This is a genomic window from Pseudomonas sp. WHRI 8519 (genome assembly GCF_040224055.2).
GTDB lineage: Bacteria > Pseudomonadota > Gammaproteobacteria > Pseudomonadales > Pseudomonadaceae > Aquipseudomonas > Aquipseudomonas putida_X.
Genome location: NZ_CP167996.1, coordinates 795129 through 813491 on the forward strand (window position 1 = coordinate 795129; position 18363 = coordinate 813491).

The following is an 18363-nucleotide window of genomic DNA, read 5'->3' on the forward strand; positions in this document are numbered from 1 at the left end:
AGTTCCGCCGTTCGCCACAAGGCGTGTGGCTCGCCTTCAGAAGGAATCCGATGATGCGTCGTCCCGCTGCCTTGTTTGCCTTGTGCGCAGCCCTGGTCGCTTCCACCCAGGCGCTGGCCGCCGATTTGCCACAGCGCTGGGTCAGTGCTGGCGGCGCATTGAGCGAGTGGGTCAGCGCCCTGGGCGGCGAGCCGCGCTTGGTGGGTGTGGATACCACCAGCCAGCATCCTGAGTCGCTCAAGGCCCTGCCAAGTATCGGTTACCAGCGCCAGTTGTCCGCCGAGGGCATCCTCAGCCTGCGCCCGGATGTGCTGGTCGGCACAGAAGAGATGGGGCCGCCACCTGTGCTTGCGCAAATCCGCAAAGCCGGGGTTCGGGTGGAGCTGCTCTCCAGCAAGGCGGACCTCGCCGCCGTGGATGCAAACCTCAAGCAGCTGGGTGTTTTGCTCGGCGCCGAGCAGAAGGCCGCGCAACTCGCCGCTGATTATCATCAGCAGCTCGAGCTGTTGCAGATGCAGGTCAAGCAGGCACAGGCCAGCCACAAAGCGCCGGGTGTGCTGTTGCTGGTCGGCCACGCGGGGGCGAAACCGCTGATTGCCGGGCAGGGCACCGCAGGTGACTGGCTGCTGCGTCAGGCAGGTGGGCGAAACCTGGCCGAGCATCAGGGATACAAGAACTTCTCCAATGAAGCATTGGCGGCCCTGGACCCCGATGTCGTGGTGTTCTCCGATCGCGCGTTGGTCGGCGACCAGGCCCTGCAGGCACTGCTCAAGGAAAACCCGGCGTTGACCGCCTCCCGAGCGGTACGCGACCAGCGCCTGGTGCCACTTGACCCAACCCTGTTGGTCGGCGGCCTTGGCCCGCGCTTGCCGCAGGCCCTGCAAGACCTGGCGGCTGCCTTCTACCCGGCGGCAAAGGTCAGCCTCACGCAATGAAGCAGCGCGTGCAGCCACGTACACTGATTATCTGCCTGAGCCTGCTGTGCCTGTTGGCGGTATGGCTGTCCCTCGCCCTGGGCCCTGTGAGCTTGCCGCTGTTCGATACCTTGCGCGCGGGCCTGCGGTTAGTGGGGCTGCGCATCGACGGCGAAGGCCTGCAGCAGGCCGAAATGATCCTGGGCCAGATTCGCCTGCCACGCACGCTGCTGGGCTTGGCAGTGGGGGCGGTGCTGGCGCTGTGCGGTGTGGCCATGCAGGGGTTGTTTCGCAATCCGCTGGCCGACCCTGGGCTTGTGGGCGTATCCGCCGGGGCAGCCATGGGCGCTGCAGTGGCTATCGTTGGCGGTAGTTGGTTTGGCGGCCTGCCTGAGGCTTTTGCGCCTTACTTGTTGTCACTGTGCGCCTTTATCGGCGGCCTGGCGGTCACCGCGCTGGTCTATCGTCTAGGGCGGCGCGATGGGCAGACCAATGTGGCCACAATGTTGCTGGCCGGTGTAGCCATGACCGCGCTGGGGGGCGCGGCGGTCGGCCTGTTTTCTTATCTGGCCGACGACGCCACCCTGCGTACGCTGACCTTCTGGAACCTGGGCAGCCTCAACGGTGCCAGCTACGACCGCCTGTGGCCGTTGCTGATCGTGGCCGCAGGCGTCGCGCTGTGGTTGCCGCGCCGGGCGCGGGCGCTCAATGCCTTGCTGCTGGGCGAGTCCGAGGCGCGGCACCTGGGTATCGAGGTGGAGCGGCTCAAGCGCGAGCTGGTGTTCTGCACGGCCCTGGGTGTGGGCGCGGCCGTGGCGGCGGCGGGGCTTATCGGCTTCATCGGCTTGGTGGTACCGCACCTGGTGCGCTTGCTGGCCGGGCCTGATCACCGCGTGGTGTTGCCCGCATCGCTATTGGCTGGCGGCGTGCTGATGCTGCTCGCCGACCTGGTGGCGCGCTTGGCGCTGGCGCCGGCCGAGTTGCCGATCGGTATCGTCACGGCCTTTATCGGTGCGCCGTTTTTCCTGGTTTTGTTGATCAGAGGGCGCAGTTGATGTTGCAAGTCGAGGGCCTTTACCTGCGCCGTGGTGGGAATGAAGTACTGCATGACCTCAATCTGCAAATGCATCCGGGCCAGGTGGTGGGTGTGCTCGGCCCGAATGGTGCAGGCAAGAGCAGCCTGCTGGGCGTGCTGTGTGGCGAACTGGCGCCCGGCCAAGGGCGCGTGACGTTGCAGGGCCGGCCGTTGGCCAGCTGGGACGGGCAGGCGCGGGCCAGGTGCCTGGCGGTGTTGCCGCAGGTGTCCAGCCTGGGCTTTGCGTTCAGGGTCGAGGAAGTGGTCGGCATGGGGCGAATGCCCCATGACAGCGGCCAAGTGCGTGACGCTGAGATCGTTGAGGCAGCGCTGCATGCAGCAGATGCCTGCCACCTGCTGGGGCGCAGTTACCTGGCGTTGTCGGGCGGGGAACGGCAACGTGTGCACCTGGCCCGCGTACTGGCGCAGCTGTGGCCGGGTGAGGAGGGGGCTACGCTGCTGCTTGACGAGCCGACCTCGATGCTCGATCCGTTGCACCAGCACACCACTTTGCAAGCTGTGCGCAGTTTTGCCGACCGCGGCGCAGCGGTATTGGTGATCCTGCATGACCTGAACCTGGCGGCGCGCTACTGTGATCGTATTCTGTTGCTCGAAGGGGGCCGTACCCATGCTCTGGCCTCGCCGCAAGAGGTGTTGACGCCCGCGGCGCTGAAGGCCGTCTTCGGCATAGACGTATTGGTACAGGCCCATCCGGAACGGGGGCATCCGCTGATCATCACCCGCTAGGAGGCGTTGCCCATGCATCATTGCTTACTGTCTGGCGCGCTGCTGGGCGTGTTGTTTGCGCTGGGGGGCTGCCAAGCCAGCGTGCCGCCGCTACCCGCCTGGCAGAGTAGCGAAGGGCGTGACCGCGCAGAACTGGGGCAAATCCACGATCTGGCCAGCGGCAAGGTCATCAGCCCTGAACAGTTGGTGCAGGACCTGGCTGGCGTACCGCGAGTGCTGGTAGGCGAAAAGCATGACAACGCAGACCATCACGCCTTGCAACTTTGGTTGATCCGCGCCATGCAGGCCCGGCGCCCCCAAGGCAGCCTGCTTCTGGAAATGCTGCAACCGGAGCAGCAGGCTCGGGTCGATGCGGTTCAAGCCCAGGCCACATTGCCGCAAGATCTGCCCAAGGCCCTGGCGTGGCAGGAGGGCTGGGACTGGCAGCTGTACGGGCCGATCGTACGTGAAGCATTGGGCAGCCATGTTCCCCTTCTGGCCGCCAACCTGTCGGTTGGCGAAATGCGCCAGGCCTATCGCCTGGCGACGCCGGTGCCGGGGGCGCAGTCCAATGCGCCACAGGTGAAGGCAGCATTGCTCGAGCAGGTGAGGGCCGGGCACTGTGATTTGCTCCCCGCGAGCCAGTTGCCGGCGATGCTGGCCGTTCAGCAACAACGTGACCGGCGCATTGCCCAGCGGCTGCTCTCGGCGCCGCAGCCTGCCCTGTTGCTGGCCGGTGCATTCCACGTACGCAAGGACTTGGGCGTGCCGTTGCACCTCGCCGACCTGGGGGCAGAGGGGCAGAGCAAGGTGCTGTTGTTGGCCGAGGTTGGTCAGCAGGTCGACGCGGGGATGGCAGATTATGTCTGGTATACGGCGGCGATGCCGGAGCAGGATTATTGCGCACCGTTGCGTAACTAGGCGTGCGGGCGTTCACGAGGCAGTGGCAAGCCGCAAAAAAAAAGACCCGGCAAAAAATGCCGGGTCAATAACCGTGATTAGCCTGATGAGGAGATAATCTGAGAGTCCGAACCAGGGGCTTTCAGCTTATCCAACCAGTCTCGCGACCAGTTGTGATAATCATAACGATTCTCATTATCGAGTCAATCCCCATCTGATGTTTATTTCGCATTTTTTTGCGTAGGGCATTTCGCATCGAGTTGTTGATTGAGCGCTTGCTTGCGCTCGGCCGGCAAATCGTTCCAGTGCATGTCCAGCAGCGCGCCTTCAATGGCGTACAGCAACACCTTCGACGCCCGGAACCCTCGGGTTTTCACGGCCTGGTAAGCACCTACCGCGCCGAGCCGACGCAAATCCGATGCACTGTGGATACCGGCCGCATGTAACCACTGCGCGGAGGTCTTTCCAAGATTCTTCAGATGCTGCAATTCATCGTTCATCGAGCCTCCTGGCGATGGCTGAACGGGTATTAGGGGATAAATCGCGAGCAGGTCAGAGAGGAGTGTAGCGGGGGTTGGAAAATGCGCGGCCTTTTGCCATCGGGGGCGACGAGATGCCCTGTTTGCGCCGGGGGGAGGTGTTCGGGCCGGCCATTAGCCGGCCCGAATCGAGCTGATTTTAGAGGCCTGGCAAACGCTGGCGGATCTGGTCGATCACCTGGTCCATGCTGCTGGCATCCTGAGTATCAACGCGCGTGCTCTGCTGCCGTTCCACTTCATCCAGCGGCTCACGGCTGGCCTGCTGCGCCTTGACCACTTCCAGGGTGGCGTCCGACGGGTCGTTGTTGTCCGCCAGGCGCTGCTCCAGCCAACTGGCGATGACCGCCTCAGGTGCCTGGCAATCGAGGATCAGCAATGGCACGCCGGTATCGTTCGCGACTTCGGCGGCAGCTTTGCGGTGTTCACGCTTGAGGTAGGTAGCATCGAGCACTACCGGGAAACCTGCGCGCAGGATGGTCGCGGCAAGCTGGTGCAGGCGCTGGTAGGTGGCGGTGCTGGCATCGTTGTCGTAGATGCCCGCTTGCAGTTGGCCTGCTTGGGCGTGTTGCTGTTCACCGTACAAGCGCTTGCGCTCCACATCCGAGCGCACGCGCACAGCGCCCAAGGCTTCGACCAGGCGCATGGCGACGTGGCTCTTGCCTACGGCCGATACGCCATGGGTGATGGCCAGTAGGCGCGAAGGGATGGCGCTGTAGCTTTCTGCCAGGTTGGCGTAGTTGCGGTAGGTGCGCAGGCTGGTGGCACGCTGCACGCCATCGGCATTGGCCGGCATGCTGAACAGGGCGATCTTGGCGCGGACCAGGGCGCGGTAGGCTTTGTAGAAGTTCAACACTTCCAGGCCTTCATAGTCGCCGGTCAGCTCCAGATACTGGCTGACGAAGCGCCGCGCCAGGCATTTCAGGCCGCGGTCTTCCAGGTCCATGGCGAGGAAGCTGGTGTCGGCCCAGACGTCGGTCATGCGGAACGGTTCGTTGAACTCGATGCAGTCGAAGATCACCACCTTGCCATCGATCACGGTGGCGTTACCCAAGTGAATGTCGCCGTGGCATTCGCGGGTGAAGCCATTGGCCTTGCGCGCCGCGAACAGGCCTTCAAGGCGCTCGAAGCTGCTGCGCGCCCAAGCTTGCAGGTTGTCCAGCTGCTGCAGGTCGGCCTTGTCACTGAGGAACGGACGGATCTGCTCGAAGTTCTGCTCGACCGGGGCCATGACACTTTCAGGTGAGCCATATGGCTGCTCGGCGGGCACTTTCGGGGTCTGCAGGTGGAATGCTGCGATCTGCCGGGCCATCTGGTCGATGTGGCCGGCATTGAGTTCGCCGTTGGCCTGCAGGGTGTTGAGCATCTGCCCCTGCGGGAACTGGCGCATTTTCAGTACGTACTCTATCGCAGCGCCTTCACCGCCAAGCTGCGGGGCTTCGGCGCTGCCAGTGATCGGCAGCACTTCCAGGTACAGGCCGTCCGTCAGGCGCTGGTTCAGGCGCAACTCTTCGTTACAGAAATGCTGGCGCTGATCGAGCCCGGTGAAGTCGAGGAAGCCGAAATTCATCGGCTTCTTGATCTTGTAGGCGTATTCGCCAGTGAGCAGGACCCAGGAGATGTGCGTCTCGATGAGTTGGAACCCGTCCACGGGGTGAGGGTAAAGGGCGGGGTTCTGCAACGCTGTGATCAAGGCTTGGCTCACGGGAAATCCTTCCGGGGGCAGGGAATTCGAAGGCGCCATTATGGTCAATGGTGCCGTCCCTGCATACCGCCAGAGGGCGCCTGCCCAGCCTTTACAAAGTGCGTATAATCCGCCGCCATGACTCGAACCCGAAATTCCCGTACCCCTAAGAAACGCCCGACCGGCCGCTCGCGCGCCTGGCTGGGCTGGGCGTTCAAGCTCAGCCTGGTCGGCCTGGTGATCGTTGCCGGCTTCGCGGTTTACCTCGATGCTGTCGTCCAGGAGAAGTTCTCCGGCAAGCGCTGGACCATCCCGGCCAAGGTATACGCCCGGCCGCTGGAGCTGTTCGTCGGCCAGAAGCTGAGCAAGAACGACTTCCTCACCGAACTCGATGCCCTCGGCTACCGGCGGGAAAGCGCGGCCAATGGCCCGGGCGCTGCGGCTGTCAACGGTAATACCGTCGACCTCAACACCCGCGGCTTCCAGTTCTATGAGGGGATGGAACCCGCGCAGTTCGTGCGTGTGCGCTTCTCCGGCGACTACGTTGCCGGGCTGTCCGGCGCCAACAATGCCAAGCTGGATGTGGTGCGCCTCGAGCCGTTGATGATCGGCGGCATCTACCCGAAGAACCTCGAGGACCGCATCCTGATCAAGATCGATCAGGTGCCCCCGTACTTGCTCGAAACCCTGGTGGCAACCGAAGACCGAGACTTTTACAGCCACTTCGGCGTGTCGCCCAAGTCCATCGCGCGTGCTTTGTGGGTCAACACCTCCGCCGGTACCATGCGCCAGGGTGGCAGTACCCTGACCCAGCAGTTGGTGAAGAACTTCTACCTGACCAGCGAACGCACCCTCACCCGCAAGCTGACTGAAGCGATGATGGCCGTACTGCTGGAGATGCACTACGACAAGCGCGAAATTCTCGAGGCTTACCTCAACGAGGTCTTCGTCGGCCAGGATGGCCAGCGCGCCGTGCACGGCTTTGGCCTGGCCAGCCAGTTCTTCTTCAGCCAACCGCTGTCGGAACTCAAGTTGCACCAGATCGCCTTGCTGGTGGGTATGGTCAAGGGGCCGTCCTACTACAACCCGCGTCGCCACCCCGAGCGGGCCCTGGCGCGGCGTAACCTGGTCCTGGACCTTGTGGCCGAGCAGGGCGTTGCCAGCCAGGAGGCGGTCGATGCGGCCAAGAAGATGCCGCTGGGCGTGACCAAGCGGGGCAGCTTGGCCGACAGTTCGTTCCCGGCCTTCCTCGACCTGGTCAAGCGTCAGCTGCGCCAGGACTATCGCGACGAGGACCTTACTGAAGAAGGCCTGCGCATCTTCACCAGTTTCGACCCGATCCTGCAGATGAAGGCCGAAACCTCGATGAATGAGACCTTCAAGCGTCTGGCAGGGCGCAAAGGCGCTGACGAGGTCGAATCGGCGATGGTCGTGACCAACCCGGAAACCGGTGAGGTGCAGGCGCTCATCGGCAGCCGTCAGGCCGGATTCGCCGGCTTCAACCGTGCCATCGATGCCGTGCGGCCGATTGGCTCGCTGGTCAAGCCAGCGGTGTACCTCACCGCGCTGGAGCAGCCGAGCAAGTACACCCTGACCAGCTGGGTGCAGGACGAGGCGTTTTCGGTCAAGGGCGCCAATGGCCAAGTGTGGCGCCCGCAGAACTACGATCGCCGCCCGCATGGCACCATTTACCTGTACCAGGGGCTGGCCAACTCCTACAACCTGTCGACCGCCAAGATCGGCCTGGAAGTAGGTGTGCCCAACGTCATCAAGACCATCGGCCGGCTCGGGGTCAATGTCGATTGGCAGCCGTTCCCGGCAATGCTGCTGGGGGCCGGTGGCATGTCGCCGATGCAGGTGGCGACGATGTACCAGACCATCGCCAACGGCGGCTTCAATACGCCGATGCGCGGTATCCGCAGTGTGCTCACCGCCGAAGGTGAGCCGCTCAAGCGTTACCCGTTCCAGATCCAGCAAACCTTCGACCCGGGCTCTATCTACCTGGTGCAGAACGCGATGCAGCGGGTGATGCGCGAAGGTACCGGCCGCTCCGTGTACAACGTGCTGCCCAGGTCGCTGACGCTGGCGGGCAAGACCGGTACCAGTAACGACTCCCGTGACAGCTGGTTCTCTGGCTTCAGCCAGGACTTGCTGGCGGTGGTGTGGATGGGCCGTGACGATAACGGCAAGACGCCGTTCACCGGCGCCACCGGTGCTCTGCAGGTGTGGACCAGCTTCATGAAGAAGGCTGACCCGCTGCCGCTGGACATGCCGCAACCAGACAACGTGGTACAGGCCTGGATCGACCCCTACAGTGGGCAGGGCTCCGACGCAAGCTGTCCGGGAGCGGTGCAGATGCCGTATATTCGCGGCAGCGAACCGCCCGCCGGCGCAATCTGCGGCGGCGAGCAAAATCCGGCAGAATCGGTCATGGACTGGGTCAAAGGCTGGATGAATTAAGCCCTGGCAGCATTGATGAGGTGTGAAGTGAAAAAGTGGTGGTTTCCTGCCGTGACGGCACTGGTGGTGCTGCAGGGCTGTTCCAGCGTTCAGCGTGGCAACATCCCGGTCGTGGACTCGAGCACTCGGGTGTCCAACAGCGAACGGGTGACGGCCAACCGCTCGGCGGCCGGCATCAACAACGGCACCTCGCAAGCGCAAACCCTGCCCGAGGACTCCGGCGTGACCGTGATGATTCCGCAAGGCGCCGGTGCCACGGGCATCCAGACGTTCCCCGCAGGCAATGGCGTGGCACCGATCAGCACCACGCCGATTACCCCTGGCCCCGGCACATCTGCGCCGATGGAGACCAACCCCAACCCGATCGCCGACGAACCGTTCGACATCGCGTCGATGAATAGTGCCTCGGCCGCTGCCAGCGCGCCAACCGGCATTCCGCGCAGCAGTGCGGCATCCGGTGGGCTGTCGGCTGACGAGCAGCTCGATGGTCCGGTGCTGGCCCTGTTGACCACTGCCCAGTCGCAACAGGGCAGCGGCGACTTCAACGGTGCAGCCTCAAGCCTGGAGCGCGCCCAACGCATCGCCCCGCGCGAGCCGCAGGTGCTGTTCCGTCTGGCGCAGGTGCGCCTGTCCCAAGGCGATGCAGCACAGGCCGAGCAGTTGGCGCGCCGTGCCCTGACTTACGCCAATGGCCGTCCTGACCTTCAGGCCGAGCTGTGGAACACCATTGCCCAGGCTCGTGAGAAGCAGGGCGACAGCGCTGGCGCCGCGTTGGCCCGGCAGAAAGCGCGGGTCAACTCATGATGATCGAGCAGCGCATTCTGGATATCGCTGACCACCTGCTGCTCATCGAGCGTGAGTTGATCGTGCAGGGGTGGTGGGCTGACGAGCCGCCAAGCGATGAGGCGCTGGCCAGCACGGTGCCTTTTGCGGTGGACAGCATGAGCTTCGAGCAGTGGTTGCAGTGGATCTTCCTGCCGCGCATGAAGATCATCATCGAGCTGGGTCAACCGCTGCCCAACGCCTCGGGCATTCTGGTGATGGCCGAGACGGTGTTCGTCGACAGGCCGGAGCAGAGTCGTGAGTTGCGGCGCCTGCTGGCAGAGTTCGATCGATTGATCGCGAGTTGAGCCTGATTTCTTCTATTTTTCCTTCAAGGGCCGCAGATTGTGGCCCTTTTTTGTGTAAATGTTATTTTTTCTGCTGCAGTGTCGGTTTTTAGTGGTGGCTGGAATTCATCTTTAGGAAAAATTGGCAATAATTTTTCTTGACTTGTAGCCGCCAAATCACAAGAATCCAGATTCCGCTTTAGAGGGACTGCCAGAAGCAGACCCGCTAAGCAGATCATGAGGCGCACACCCGCGCCGACCTGTTACACCCCGCAACGCGTTACCTCGCGCTGGGTGGGATAACCCCGCAACACTCTGGGGCGCTCCCAATACTTGCTCAGTCAGTGCTGACGTTCGCTCATGCTCTGCTTGGCAGTAAACCTATTAAGACCCGTCCACTAGGGACGGTATTCTGGCGTTTTAGAGGTGAACAACGTGGAGCTTTTATCTGGCGCTGAGATGGTCGTCCGCTTCTTGCGTGACGAAGGCGTTAAGCACATCTACGGGTACCCTGGTGGTGCTCTCCTGCATGTTTACGACGCCCTGTTCAAAGAACCGGAAGTCGAGCACATCCTGGTTCGTCACGAGCAGGCCGCTACCCATATGGCGGACGGCTACGCCCGCGCCACCGGCAAGGCCGGTGTGGTGCTGGTAACCTCCGGCCCGGGCGCGACCAATGCCATCACCGGTATTGCCACCGCTTACATGGACTCGATTCCGATGGTCATCCTGTCCGGCCAGGTGCCTAGCACCATGGTGGGTACCGATGCCTTCCAGGAAACCGACATGATCGGCATCTCGCGGCCGATCGTGAAGCACAGCTTCATGATCAAACATGCCACCGAGATCCCTGAAATCCTGAAAAAAGCCTTCTACCTGGCGCAATCCGGCCGCCCAGGCCCGGTCGTGGTCGACATTCCAAAAGATATGACCAACCCGGCCGAGAAGTTCGAATACGTTTACCCGAAGAAGGTCAAGCTGCGCTCCTACAGCCCGGCAGTGCGTGGCCACTCCGGCCAGATCCGCAAGGCTGCCGAGATGCTGCTGGCTGCCAAGCGTCCGATCGTTTATGCCGGTGGCGGTGTGATCCTCGGTGGCGGCTCCGAAGCGCTGACCGAAATCGCCAAGTCGCTGAACCTGCCAGTCACCAATACCCTGATGGGCCTTGGCGGCTTCCCGGGTACCGACCGCCAGTTCCTGGGCATGCTCGGCATGCACGGCAGCTACACCGCCAACATGGCCATGCACAATGCCGATGTGATTTTCGCGGTCGGCGCGCGTTTCGATGACCGCGTGGTCAATGGCCCGGCCAAGTTCTGCCCGAATGCCAAGATCATTCACATCGACATCGACCCTGCGTCGATCTCCAAGATGATCAAGGCCGACGTGCCGATCGTGGGCCCGGTCGACAGCGTTTTGAGCGAGATGCTGGGCATCCTCAAGGAAATCGGCGAGCAGCCAGACAAGGCCGCGGCCGATGCCTGGTGGAAGCAAATCGACGAATGGCGCGGTAATGGCGACCTGTTCCCGTACAACAAGGGCGACGGCAGCGTCATCAAGCCGCAGACCGTCATCGAGACCTTGTGCGAAGTGACCAACGGCGATGCCTTCGTCACCTCCGACGTCGGCCAACACCAGATGTTCGCGGCGCAGTACTACCGCTTCAACAAGCCGAACCGCTGGATCAACTCCGGTGGCCTGGGCACCATGGGGTTCGGTTTCCCCGCGGCCATGGGCATCAAGCTCAATTTCCCGGATCAGGACGTGGCCTGCGTGACGGGCGAAGGCAGCATCCAGATGAACATCCAGGAGCTGTCCACCTGCATGCAGTACGGCCTGCCGGTGAAGATCGTCAACCTGAACAACGGCGTGCTGGGCATGGTCCGTCAGTGGCAGGACATGGCCTACAACGGCCGCCACTCGCACTCCTATGTCGAGTCGCTGCCTGACTTCATCAAGCTGGCCGAGGCCTATGGCCATGTGGGTATCCGCATCACCAGCCTGAAGGACCTCAAGCCCAAGCTCGAGGAAGCCTTCGCGATGAAGGACCGCCTGGTGTTCATCGACATCGCGGTCGACCGTACCGAGCACGTCTATCCGATGCAGATCAAGGATGGCTCGATGCGTGACATGTGGCTGAGCAAGACGGAGCGTACCTGATATGCGGCACATCATTTCCCTGCTGCTGGAAAACGAACCCGGAGCTCTGTCCCGCGTGGTCGGCCTGTTCTCCCAGCGCAACTACAACATTGAAAGCCTGACCGTGGCGCCTACCGAAGACCCGACCTTGTCGCGTCTGACGCTGACCACCGTTGGCCATGATGAAGTGATCGAACAGATCACCAAGAACCTCAACAAGCTGGTCGAAGTGGTCAAGCTTGTCGACCTGTCGGAAAGCGCTCACATCGAGCGTGAACTGATGCTGGTCAAGGTCAAGGCCACCGGTGCCCAGCGTGCCGAGATCAAGCGCACCACGGACATCTTCCGTGGCCAGATCGTCGACGTTACCGCCAGCGTGTACACCGTGCAGCTCAGCGGTACCAGCGACAAACTGGACAGCTTCATCCAGGCCATCGGCACTGCATCGATTCTCGAAACCGTGCGCAGTGGCGTCACCGGCATTGCCCGTGGCGACAAAGTGCTCAGCATCTGAATTCAAAAATTAGCGATGGCTCCGTAGGGGCCGAGATATAACCAGGGGTATTTCATGAAAGTTTTCTACGATAAAGACTGCGACCTTTCCATCATCCAGGGCAAGAAAGTCGCCATCATCGGTTACGGTTCTCAGGGCCACGCTCAAGCGTGCAACCTGAAGGACTCTGGTGTAGACGTTACCGTCGGTCTGCGTAAAGGTTCGGCTACCGTTGCCAAGGCTGAAGCCCACGGCCTGAAAGTGGCCGATGTTGCCACCGCCGTCGCTGCTGCCGACCTGGTCATGATCCTGACTCCGGACGAGTTCCAGGGCGCTCTGTACAAGAACGAAATCGAGCCGAACATCAAGAAGGGCGCCACCCTGGCCTTCTCCCACGGTTTCTCGATCCATTACAACCAGGTCGTTCCACGTGCCGACCTCGACGTGATCATGATCGCGCCGAAGGCCCCGGGCCACACCGTGCGTTCCGAGTTCGTCAAAGGCGGCGGTATCCCTGACCTGATCGCTATCTACCAGGACGCCTCCGGCAACGCCAAGAACGTCGCCCTGTCCTACGCTTCGGGCGTTGGTGGCGGCCGCACCGGCATCATCGAAACCACCTTCAAGGACGAGACCGAAACCGACCTGTTCGGTGAGCAGGCCGTTCTGTGCGGCGGTACCGTCGAGCTGGTCAAAGCCGGTTTCGAAACCCTGGTGGAAGCTGGCTACGCGCCGGAAATGGCCTACTTCGAGTGCCTGCACGAGCTGAAACTGATCGTCGACCTCATGTACGAAGGCGGTATCGCCAACATGAACTACTCGATCTCCAACAACGCCGAGTACGGTGAGTACGTCACCGGTCCCGAAGTCATCAACGAAGAATCCCGCAAGGCCATGCGCAACGCTCTGAAGCGCATCCAGGACGGCGAGTACGCGAAGATGTTCATCTCCGAAGGCGCCACCAACTACCCATCGATGACCGCCAAGCGTCGCAACAACGCCGCTCACGGTATCGAAGTCATCGGCGAGCAACTGCGTTCGATGATGCCGTGGATCTCGGCTAACAAAATCGTCGACAAGACCAAGAACTGAGTCTTATCGAATGATGAAAAACGCGGCTTCGGCCGCGTTTTTTCGTTCTGGCATTCAGCTTCTGGTATAAAGCAGACCAGTGGCCTGCCGTCAGAACCTGTTTCGCGGGCCCGTGTCGAACATTTTCCATCCTGTTGCAAGGTACCCTCCATGAGCGAACGTCCCGAAGAGCCGAACAAGCCCTCCGACGCCGAAAGCCTGCTACCTGTCGATGAGCACGTTGAAGAAGGGCATGATGCCGAAGGGCGCAAGGTGCGCCATCGCGGTATCTATCTGTTGCCCAACCTGTTCACCACCGCCAACCTGTTTGCCGGTTTCTACTCCATCATCAACTCGATGAGCGCGCAGAGCGCCCTCAGTGCTGGCGACCCGCGCGAGGCGAGCAAGTACTTTGCCTTTGCCGCCATCGCCATCTTCGTGGCCATGGTGCTCGACGGCCTCGATGGCCGCGTCGCCCGCATGACCAACACCCAGAGCGCCTTTGGGGCCGAGTACGATTCGTTGTCGGACATGGTCGCCTTCGGCGTGGCCCCGGCCCTGCTGGCCTTCGGCTGGGCGCTGGGCGATATGGGCAAGGTCGGCTGGATGGTCGCCTTCATCTATGTCGCTGGCGCCGCGCTGCGCCTGGCGCGTTTCAATACCCAGGTCGGGACTGCTGACAAGCGCTACTTCATCGGCCTGGCCAGCCCGGCTGCCGCTGGGGTGGTGGCCGGCACCGTGTGGGCCTTCAGCGACTATGGCATCCAGGGGTCCAAGTTGTCGTTCCTGGTGGCACTGCTGGTTGCCGCTGCCGGTATGCTGATGGTCAGCAACATCAAGTACAACAGCTTCAAGGAGCTCGACCTCAAGGGGCGCGTGCCGTTCGTGGCGATCCTGGCGGTGGTGCTGGTGTTTGCCGTGGTATTCAGCGATCCGCCGCGCATCCTGCTGCTGATCTTCCTCGCCTACGCCGCTTCCGGCCCGATCCAGTTCCTGCTCAAAGGCCGCCATCGTAAATCTTGAATGATTTAATGATGGAATAACCCTGCGGCTCCATAGTCTTACTGGTACATCCGCTAACCAGTGCTGTGGAGCCGTCATGCTTATAAAGCTTCCCAGGTCTTCCGATTGCAAGGCATCGGAGATCACGCCCGAAAGCATCTACCTTTCCCGTCGTACCCTGCTGGGTGGCTCCATGGCCGCCGTTGCGCTGGGGGCGATGCCCTTTGCCGCGCGCGCGGCCCAAGCGTCGCGTTACGCAGATGTCGAGGCAGGCAACGCGCCGGCCTGGTTCACCAGCAAGCTGGCTGAAACGCGTTGGCAAGCCGTGACGGTAAAAGACGAGGCGATAACGCCCTTCAAGGATGCCACGCATTACAACAACTTCTATGAGTTCGGGCCTGATAAAGGCGACCCAGCCGCCAATGCCGGGAGCCTGAAGACCGAGCCCTGGTCGGTGGTGGTCGATGGCGAGGTTGGCAAGCCCGGGCGCTATGCGCTGGAAGATTTTGTCAAACCCTACGCGCTTGAAGAGCGTATCTATCGGTTGCGCTGCGTGGAGGCCTGGTCAATGGTCATCCCCTGGCTGGGCTTTCCCCTGGCCCAGGTGCTCAAGCAGGTTGAGCCGACTTCGAAGGCGCGCTATGTGCGGTTCGAGACCCTGCAGGATCCGCAAAACATGCCGGGGCAGCGTTCGGGCTTCGCCTTGATCGATTGGCCTTATGAGGAGGGCTTGCGCCTGGACGAGGCGATGAATCCCCTGGCGATCCTGGCGGTCGGCATGTATGGGCGGGAGCTGCCCAACCAGAACGGTGCGCCCCTGCGGCTGGTGGTGCCGTGGAAGTATGGGTTCAAGAGCATCAAGTCGATCGTGCGAATCAGCTTGGTGGCCGAACGGCCGCGCACCACCTGGGAGAGCCTTGCGCCTGATGAATATGGTTTCTATGCCAACGTGAACCCTGAGGTCGATCACCCGCGTTGGAGCCAGGCGCGCGAGCGGCGCCTGCCCAGTGGCCTGTTCAGCCCCAATGTGCGACAGACACAGATGTTCAATGGCTACGCCGATGAAGTGGCGTCGCTGTACGCTGGCCTCGACCTGCGGAAGAACTATTGATGCGTTATCCCTGGCTGCGCCTGGCGATCTTTATCGTCGGTTGTGCGTTTCCGCTGTGGTGGTTGTATGAGGCGGCCATGAACCTGCTTGGACCGGACCCGGGGAAGATCCTTATGGATCGGCTTGGGCTGGGGGCGTTGATCTTCCTTTTGATCACGCTGAGCATGACGCCGCTGCAGAAGCTGACGGGGTGGTCGGGTTGGATCGTTGTGCGTCGGCAGCTGGGGTTGTGGTGTTTTGCCTATATCGTGTTGCACCTCCTTTGCTACCTGTTCTTTATCCTGGGGCTGGATTGGGGGCAGTTTGCCGTCGAGCTGCGCAAGCGGCCGTACATTATTGTGGGGGCGCTCGGCTTCCTGGGTTTGCTGGCGCTGGCGGTGACTTCCAATCGCTACAGCCAGCGGCGCTTGGGCGCACGCTGGAAGAAACTGCACAAGCTGGTTTATGTGATTCTCGGGTTGGGCCTGCTGCATTTCCTGTGGATCGTGCGCTCCGATCTCCGTGAGTGGGCGATCTATGCAGCCATCGGGGTCTTGTTGATGGTGCTGCGGGTGCCAGCGGTGGCGCGGCGCGTGCCTCGAATCATGGGGCGGCGGGGAAGGGTGGCTTCGTAGGTGCTACAAGATGACGTCAAACCATCGTTGCGCTTTATTGAGCCACTTCCGTCTATGTGTCATTTTCTTGAAATTAAAGGTTGACGCCCTCTCGATTCCCCTTATAATGCGCCCCACTTCCAGCGTAGTCGGAACGAGAAACTCCTTGAAATTCAATGGGTTACTTAATCCAGGTAGTGCTGGAGGTGTTTCGGTCATCTGATCGATAGCGGTTGAAATGGTGGTTGACAGCGCTTCTAAACGCTGTATTATTCGCCTCCCGCTACGAGAGATCGAAGCGAGCCAAGTGTTTGAAGCTAAACGAGTTTCTCGCAAAAAACTTCAAAATAAACGCTTGACAGGCTCTGAGGAAAGCGTAGAATGCGCGCCTCGGTTGAGACGAAACGCTCTTAACCAAACGCTCTTTAACAAATCGAATCAAGCAATTCGTGTGGGTGCTTGTGAGTACGGACTGATAGTCAAAAAGATTATCAGCATCACAAGTGACCATGCGAGAAATCACATAGTCATTTGAGATTGCTGAGCCAAGTTTAGGGTTTCTTAAAAACCCAAGCAGTATTGAACTGAAGAGTTTGATCATGGCTCAGATTGAACGCTGGCGGCAGGCCTAACACATGCAAGTCGAGCGGATGACGGGAGCTTGCTCCTTGATTCAGCGGCGGACGGGTGAGTAATGCCTAGGAATCTGCCTGGTAGTGGGGGACAACGTTTCGAAAGGAACGCTAATACCGCATACGTCCTACGGGAGAAAGCAGGGGACCTTCGGGCCTTGCGCTATCAGATGAGCCTAGGTCGGATTAGCTAGTTGGTGGGGTAATGGCTCACCAAGGCGACGATCCGTAACTGGTCTGAGAGGATGATCAGTCACACTGGAACTGAGACACGGTCCAGACTCCTACGGGAGGCAGCAGTGGGGAATATTGGACAATGGGCGAAAGCCTGATCCAGCCATGCCGCGTGTGTGAAGAAGGTCTTCGGATTGTAAAGCACTTTAAGTTGGGAGGAAGGGCATTAACCTAATACGTTAGTGTTTTGACGTTACCGACAGAATAAGCACCGGCTAACTCTGTGCCAGCAGCCGCGGTAATACAGAGGGTGCAAGCGTTAATCGGAATTACTGGGCGTAAAGCGCGCGTAGGTGGTTTGTTAAGTTGGATGTGAAAGCCCCGGGCTCAACCTGGGAACTGCATCCAAAACTGGCAAGCTAGAGTACGGTAGAGGGTGGTGGAATTTCCTGTGTAGCGGTGAAATGCGTAGATATAGGAAGGAACACCAGTGGCGAAGGCGACCACCTGGACTGATACTGACACTGAGGTGCGAAAGCGTGGGGAGCAAACAGGATTAGATACCCTGGTAGTCCACGCCGTAAACGATGTCAACTAGCCGTTGGAATCCTTGAGATTTTAGTGGCGCAGCTAACGCATTAAGTTGACCGCCTGGGGAGTACGGCCGCAAGGTTAAAACTCAAATGAATTGACGGGGGCCCGCACAAGCGGTGGAGCATGTGGTTTAATTCGAAGCAACGCGAAGAACCTTACCAGGCCTTGACATGCAGAGAACTTTCCAGAGATGGATTGGTGCCTTCGGGAACTCTGACACAGGTGCTGCATGGCTGTCGTCAGCTCGTGTCGTGAGATGTTGGGTTAAGTCCCGTAACGAGCGCAACCCTTGTCCTTAGTTACCAGCACGTTATGGTGGGCACTCTAAGGAGACTGCCGGTGACAAACCGGAGGAAGGTGGGGATGACGTCAAGTCATCATGGCCCTTACGGCCTGGGCTACACACGTGCTACAATGGTCGGTACAGAGGGTTGCCAAGCCGCGAGGTGGAGCTAATCTCACAAAACCGATCGTAGTCCGGATCGCAGTCTGCAACTCGACTGCGTGAAGTCGGAATCGCTAGTAATCGCGAATCAGAATGTCGCGGTGAATACGTTCCCGGGCCTTGTACACACCGCCCGTCACACCATGGGAGTGGGTTGCACCAGAAGTAGCTAGTCTAACCTTCGGGAGGACGGTTACCACGGTGTGATTCATGACTGGGGTGAAGTCGTAACAAGGTAGCCGTAGGGGAACCTGCGGCTGGATCACCTCCTTAATCGACGACATCAGCCTGCTGATGAGCTCCCACACGAATTGCTTGATTCTTTGTATAAAGACGATGCTGTAACGCGACCCTGTTATAGGTCTGTAGCTCAGTTGGTTAGAGCGCACCCCTGATAAGGGTGAGGTCGGCAGTTCAAATCTGCCCAGACCTACCAATTACTTGGTGCGGCCTAGAAAATACGGGGCCATAGCTCAGCTGGGAGAGCGCCTGCCTTGCACGCAGGAGGTCAGCGGTTCGATCCCGCTTGGCTCCACCACTCTTTCAGGTTGTACAGCTTTCAGAACTTAGAAATGAACATTCGGTGATGAATGTTGATTTCTGGCTTTTGTCAGATCGTTCTTTAAAAATTCGGATATGTGATAGAAATAGACTGAACACCAGTTTCACTGCTGGTGGATCAGGCTAAGGTAAAATTTGTGAGTT

General features: G+C 60.5%; 15 protein-coding genes, 2 tRNA genes and 1 rRNA gene. 16 read left to right on the plus strand and 2 right to left on the minus strand.

Annotation, left to right across the window (positions count from 1 at the left end; all coding sequences use genetic code 11):
* The first annotated feature begins 50 nt into the window (after window positions 1-50).
* The 4 genes from ABRP30_RS03620 to ABRP30_RS03635 are packed head-to-tail and all read left to right on the plus strand — an operon-like array spanning window position 51 to window position 3636.
* Window positions 51-935 (plus strand): hemin ABC transporter substrate-binding protein, encoded by an 885-nt coding sequence (locus ABRP30_RS03620; RefSeq protein WP_241803824.1) that lies wholly within the window; start codon window positions 51-53, stop codon window positions 933-935.
* Between the two features lie 50 nt (window positions 936-985).
* Window positions 986-1969 carry an iron ABC transporter permease gene (locus ABRP30_RS03625; RefSeq protein ID WP_241804118.1) on the plus strand — a complete coding sequence of 328 codons (984 nt, stop codon included), beginning with the start codon at window positions 986-988 and terminating at the stop codon, window positions 1967-1969.
* The gene (locus ABRP30_RS03630; RefSeq protein ID WP_267820881.1) at window positions 1969-2736 is read left to right on the plus strand and encodes a heme ABC transporter ATP-binding protein; all 768 of its coding nucleotides are present in this window, start codon (window positions 1969-1971) and stop codon (window positions 2734-2736) included. Before ABRP30_RS03625 ends, ABRP30_RS03630 begins: the two co-directional genes overlap by 1 nt.
* Before the next feature lie 12 nt (window positions 2737-2748).
* Window positions 2749-3636 (plus strand): ChaN family lipoprotein, encoded by an 888-nt coding sequence (locus tag ABRP30_RS03635; RefSeq protein WP_267820883.1) that lies wholly within the window; start codon window positions 2749-2751, stop codon window positions 3634-3636.
* 200 nt (window positions 3637-3836) lie between these two features.
* On the opposite strand, the gene ABRP30_RS03640 is transcribed toward ABRP30_RS03635, so the two are convergent.
* Complete coding sequence (locus ABRP30_RS03640) at window positions 3837-4115, minus strand: TfoX/Sxy family protein (RefSeq protein WP_241803821.1); 279 nt, start codon at window positions 4113-4115, stop codon at window positions 3837-3839.
* Window positions 4116-4293: 178 nt separating this feature from the next.
* Window positions 4294-5856 (minus strand): bifunctional aminoglycoside phosphotransferase/ATP-binding protein, encoded by a 1563-nt coding sequence (locus ABRP30_RS03645; protein ID WP_267820886.1) that lies wholly within the window; start codon window positions 5854-5856, stop codon window positions 4294-4296.
* Between the two features lie 117 nt (window positions 5857-5973).
* Here ABRP30_RS03645 and mrcB point away from each other — a divergent pair, with 117 nt between their 5' ends.
* The 12 genes from mrcB (at window position 5974) to ABRP30_RS03705 (ending at window position 18196) form a co-directional block, all read left to right on the plus strand.
* Complete coding sequence (mrcB, locus tag ABRP30_RS03650; protein WP_267820888.1) at window positions 5974-8295, plus strand: penicillin-binding protein 1B; 2322 nt, start codon at window positions 5974-5976, stop codon at window positions 8293-8295.
* A gap of 15 nt (window positions 8296-8310) precedes the next feature.
* The gene (locus ABRP30_RS03655; protein WP_324288814.1) at window positions 8311-9099 is read left to right on the plus strand and encodes a tetratricopeptide repeat protein; all 789 of its coding nucleotides are present in this window, start codon (window positions 8311-8313) and stop codon (window positions 9097-9099) included.
* Window positions 9099-9425 (plus strand): YqcC family protein, encoded by a 327-nt coding sequence (locus tag ABRP30_RS03660; RefSeq protein WP_241803817.1) that lies wholly within the window; start codon window positions 9099-9101, stop codon window positions 9423-9425. Before ABRP30_RS03655 ends, ABRP30_RS03660 begins: the two co-directional genes overlap by 1 nt.
* 414 nt (window positions 9426-9839) lie before the next feature.
* A complete protein-coding gene (locus ABRP30_RS03665) occupies window positions 9840-11564 on the plus strand; it encodes an acetolactate synthase 3 large subunit (RefSeq protein ID WP_241803816.1) in 1725 nt (574 codons plus the stop codon).
* Window position 11565: 1 nt separating this feature from the next.
* Window positions 11566-12057, plus strand: coding sequence for an acetolactate synthase small subunit (ilvN, locus tag ABRP30_RS03670; RefSeq protein ID WP_003250040.1), 492 nt, complete (start codon window positions 11566-11568; stop codon window positions 12055-12057).
* A 54-nt stretch (window positions 12058-12111) separates the two neighbouring features.
* Window positions 12112-13128, plus strand: coding sequence for a ketol-acid reductoisomerase (gene ilvC / locus ABRP30_RS03675; protein ID WP_012312686.1), 1017 nt, complete (start codon window positions 12112-12114; stop codon window positions 13126-13128).
* 150 nt (window positions 13129-13278) lie between these two features.
* Window positions 13279-14130, plus strand: coding sequence for a CDP-diacylglycerol--serine O-phosphatidyltransferase (gene pssA / locus ABRP30_RS03680; RefSeq protein ID WP_012312687.1), 852 nt, complete (start codon window positions 13279-13281; stop codon window positions 14128-14130).
* A gap of 76 nt (window positions 14131-14206) precedes the next feature.
* Window positions 14207-15220: a protein-methionine-sulfoxide reductase catalytic subunit MsrP gene (gene msrP, locus ABRP30_RS03685; RefSeq protein ID WP_267820895.1), complete on the plus strand. Its 1014-nt coding sequence runs from the start codon at window positions 14207-14209 to the stop codon at window positions 15218-15220.
* A complete protein-coding gene (msrQ, locus tag ABRP30_RS03690; protein WP_267820897.1) occupies window positions 15220-15834 on the plus strand; it encodes a protein-methionine-sulfoxide reductase heme-binding subunit MsrQ in 615 nt (204 codons plus the stop codon). The genes msrP and msrQ overlap by 1 nt, the downstream gene beginning before the upstream one ends.
* Before the next feature lie 560 nt (window positions 15835-16394).
* Window positions 16395-17931 (plus strand): 16S ribosomal RNA (locus tag ABRP30_RS03695).
* An 86-nt stretch (window positions 17932-18017) separates the two neighbouring features.
* Window positions 18018-18094: transfer RNA gene (locus ABRP30_RS03700), tRNA-Ile, on the plus strand.
* 26 nt (window positions 18095-18120) lie between these two features.
* A tRNA-Ala gene (locus ABRP30_RS03705) sits at window positions 18121-18196 on the plus strand.
* Window positions 18197-18363: the final 167 nt, after the last annotated feature.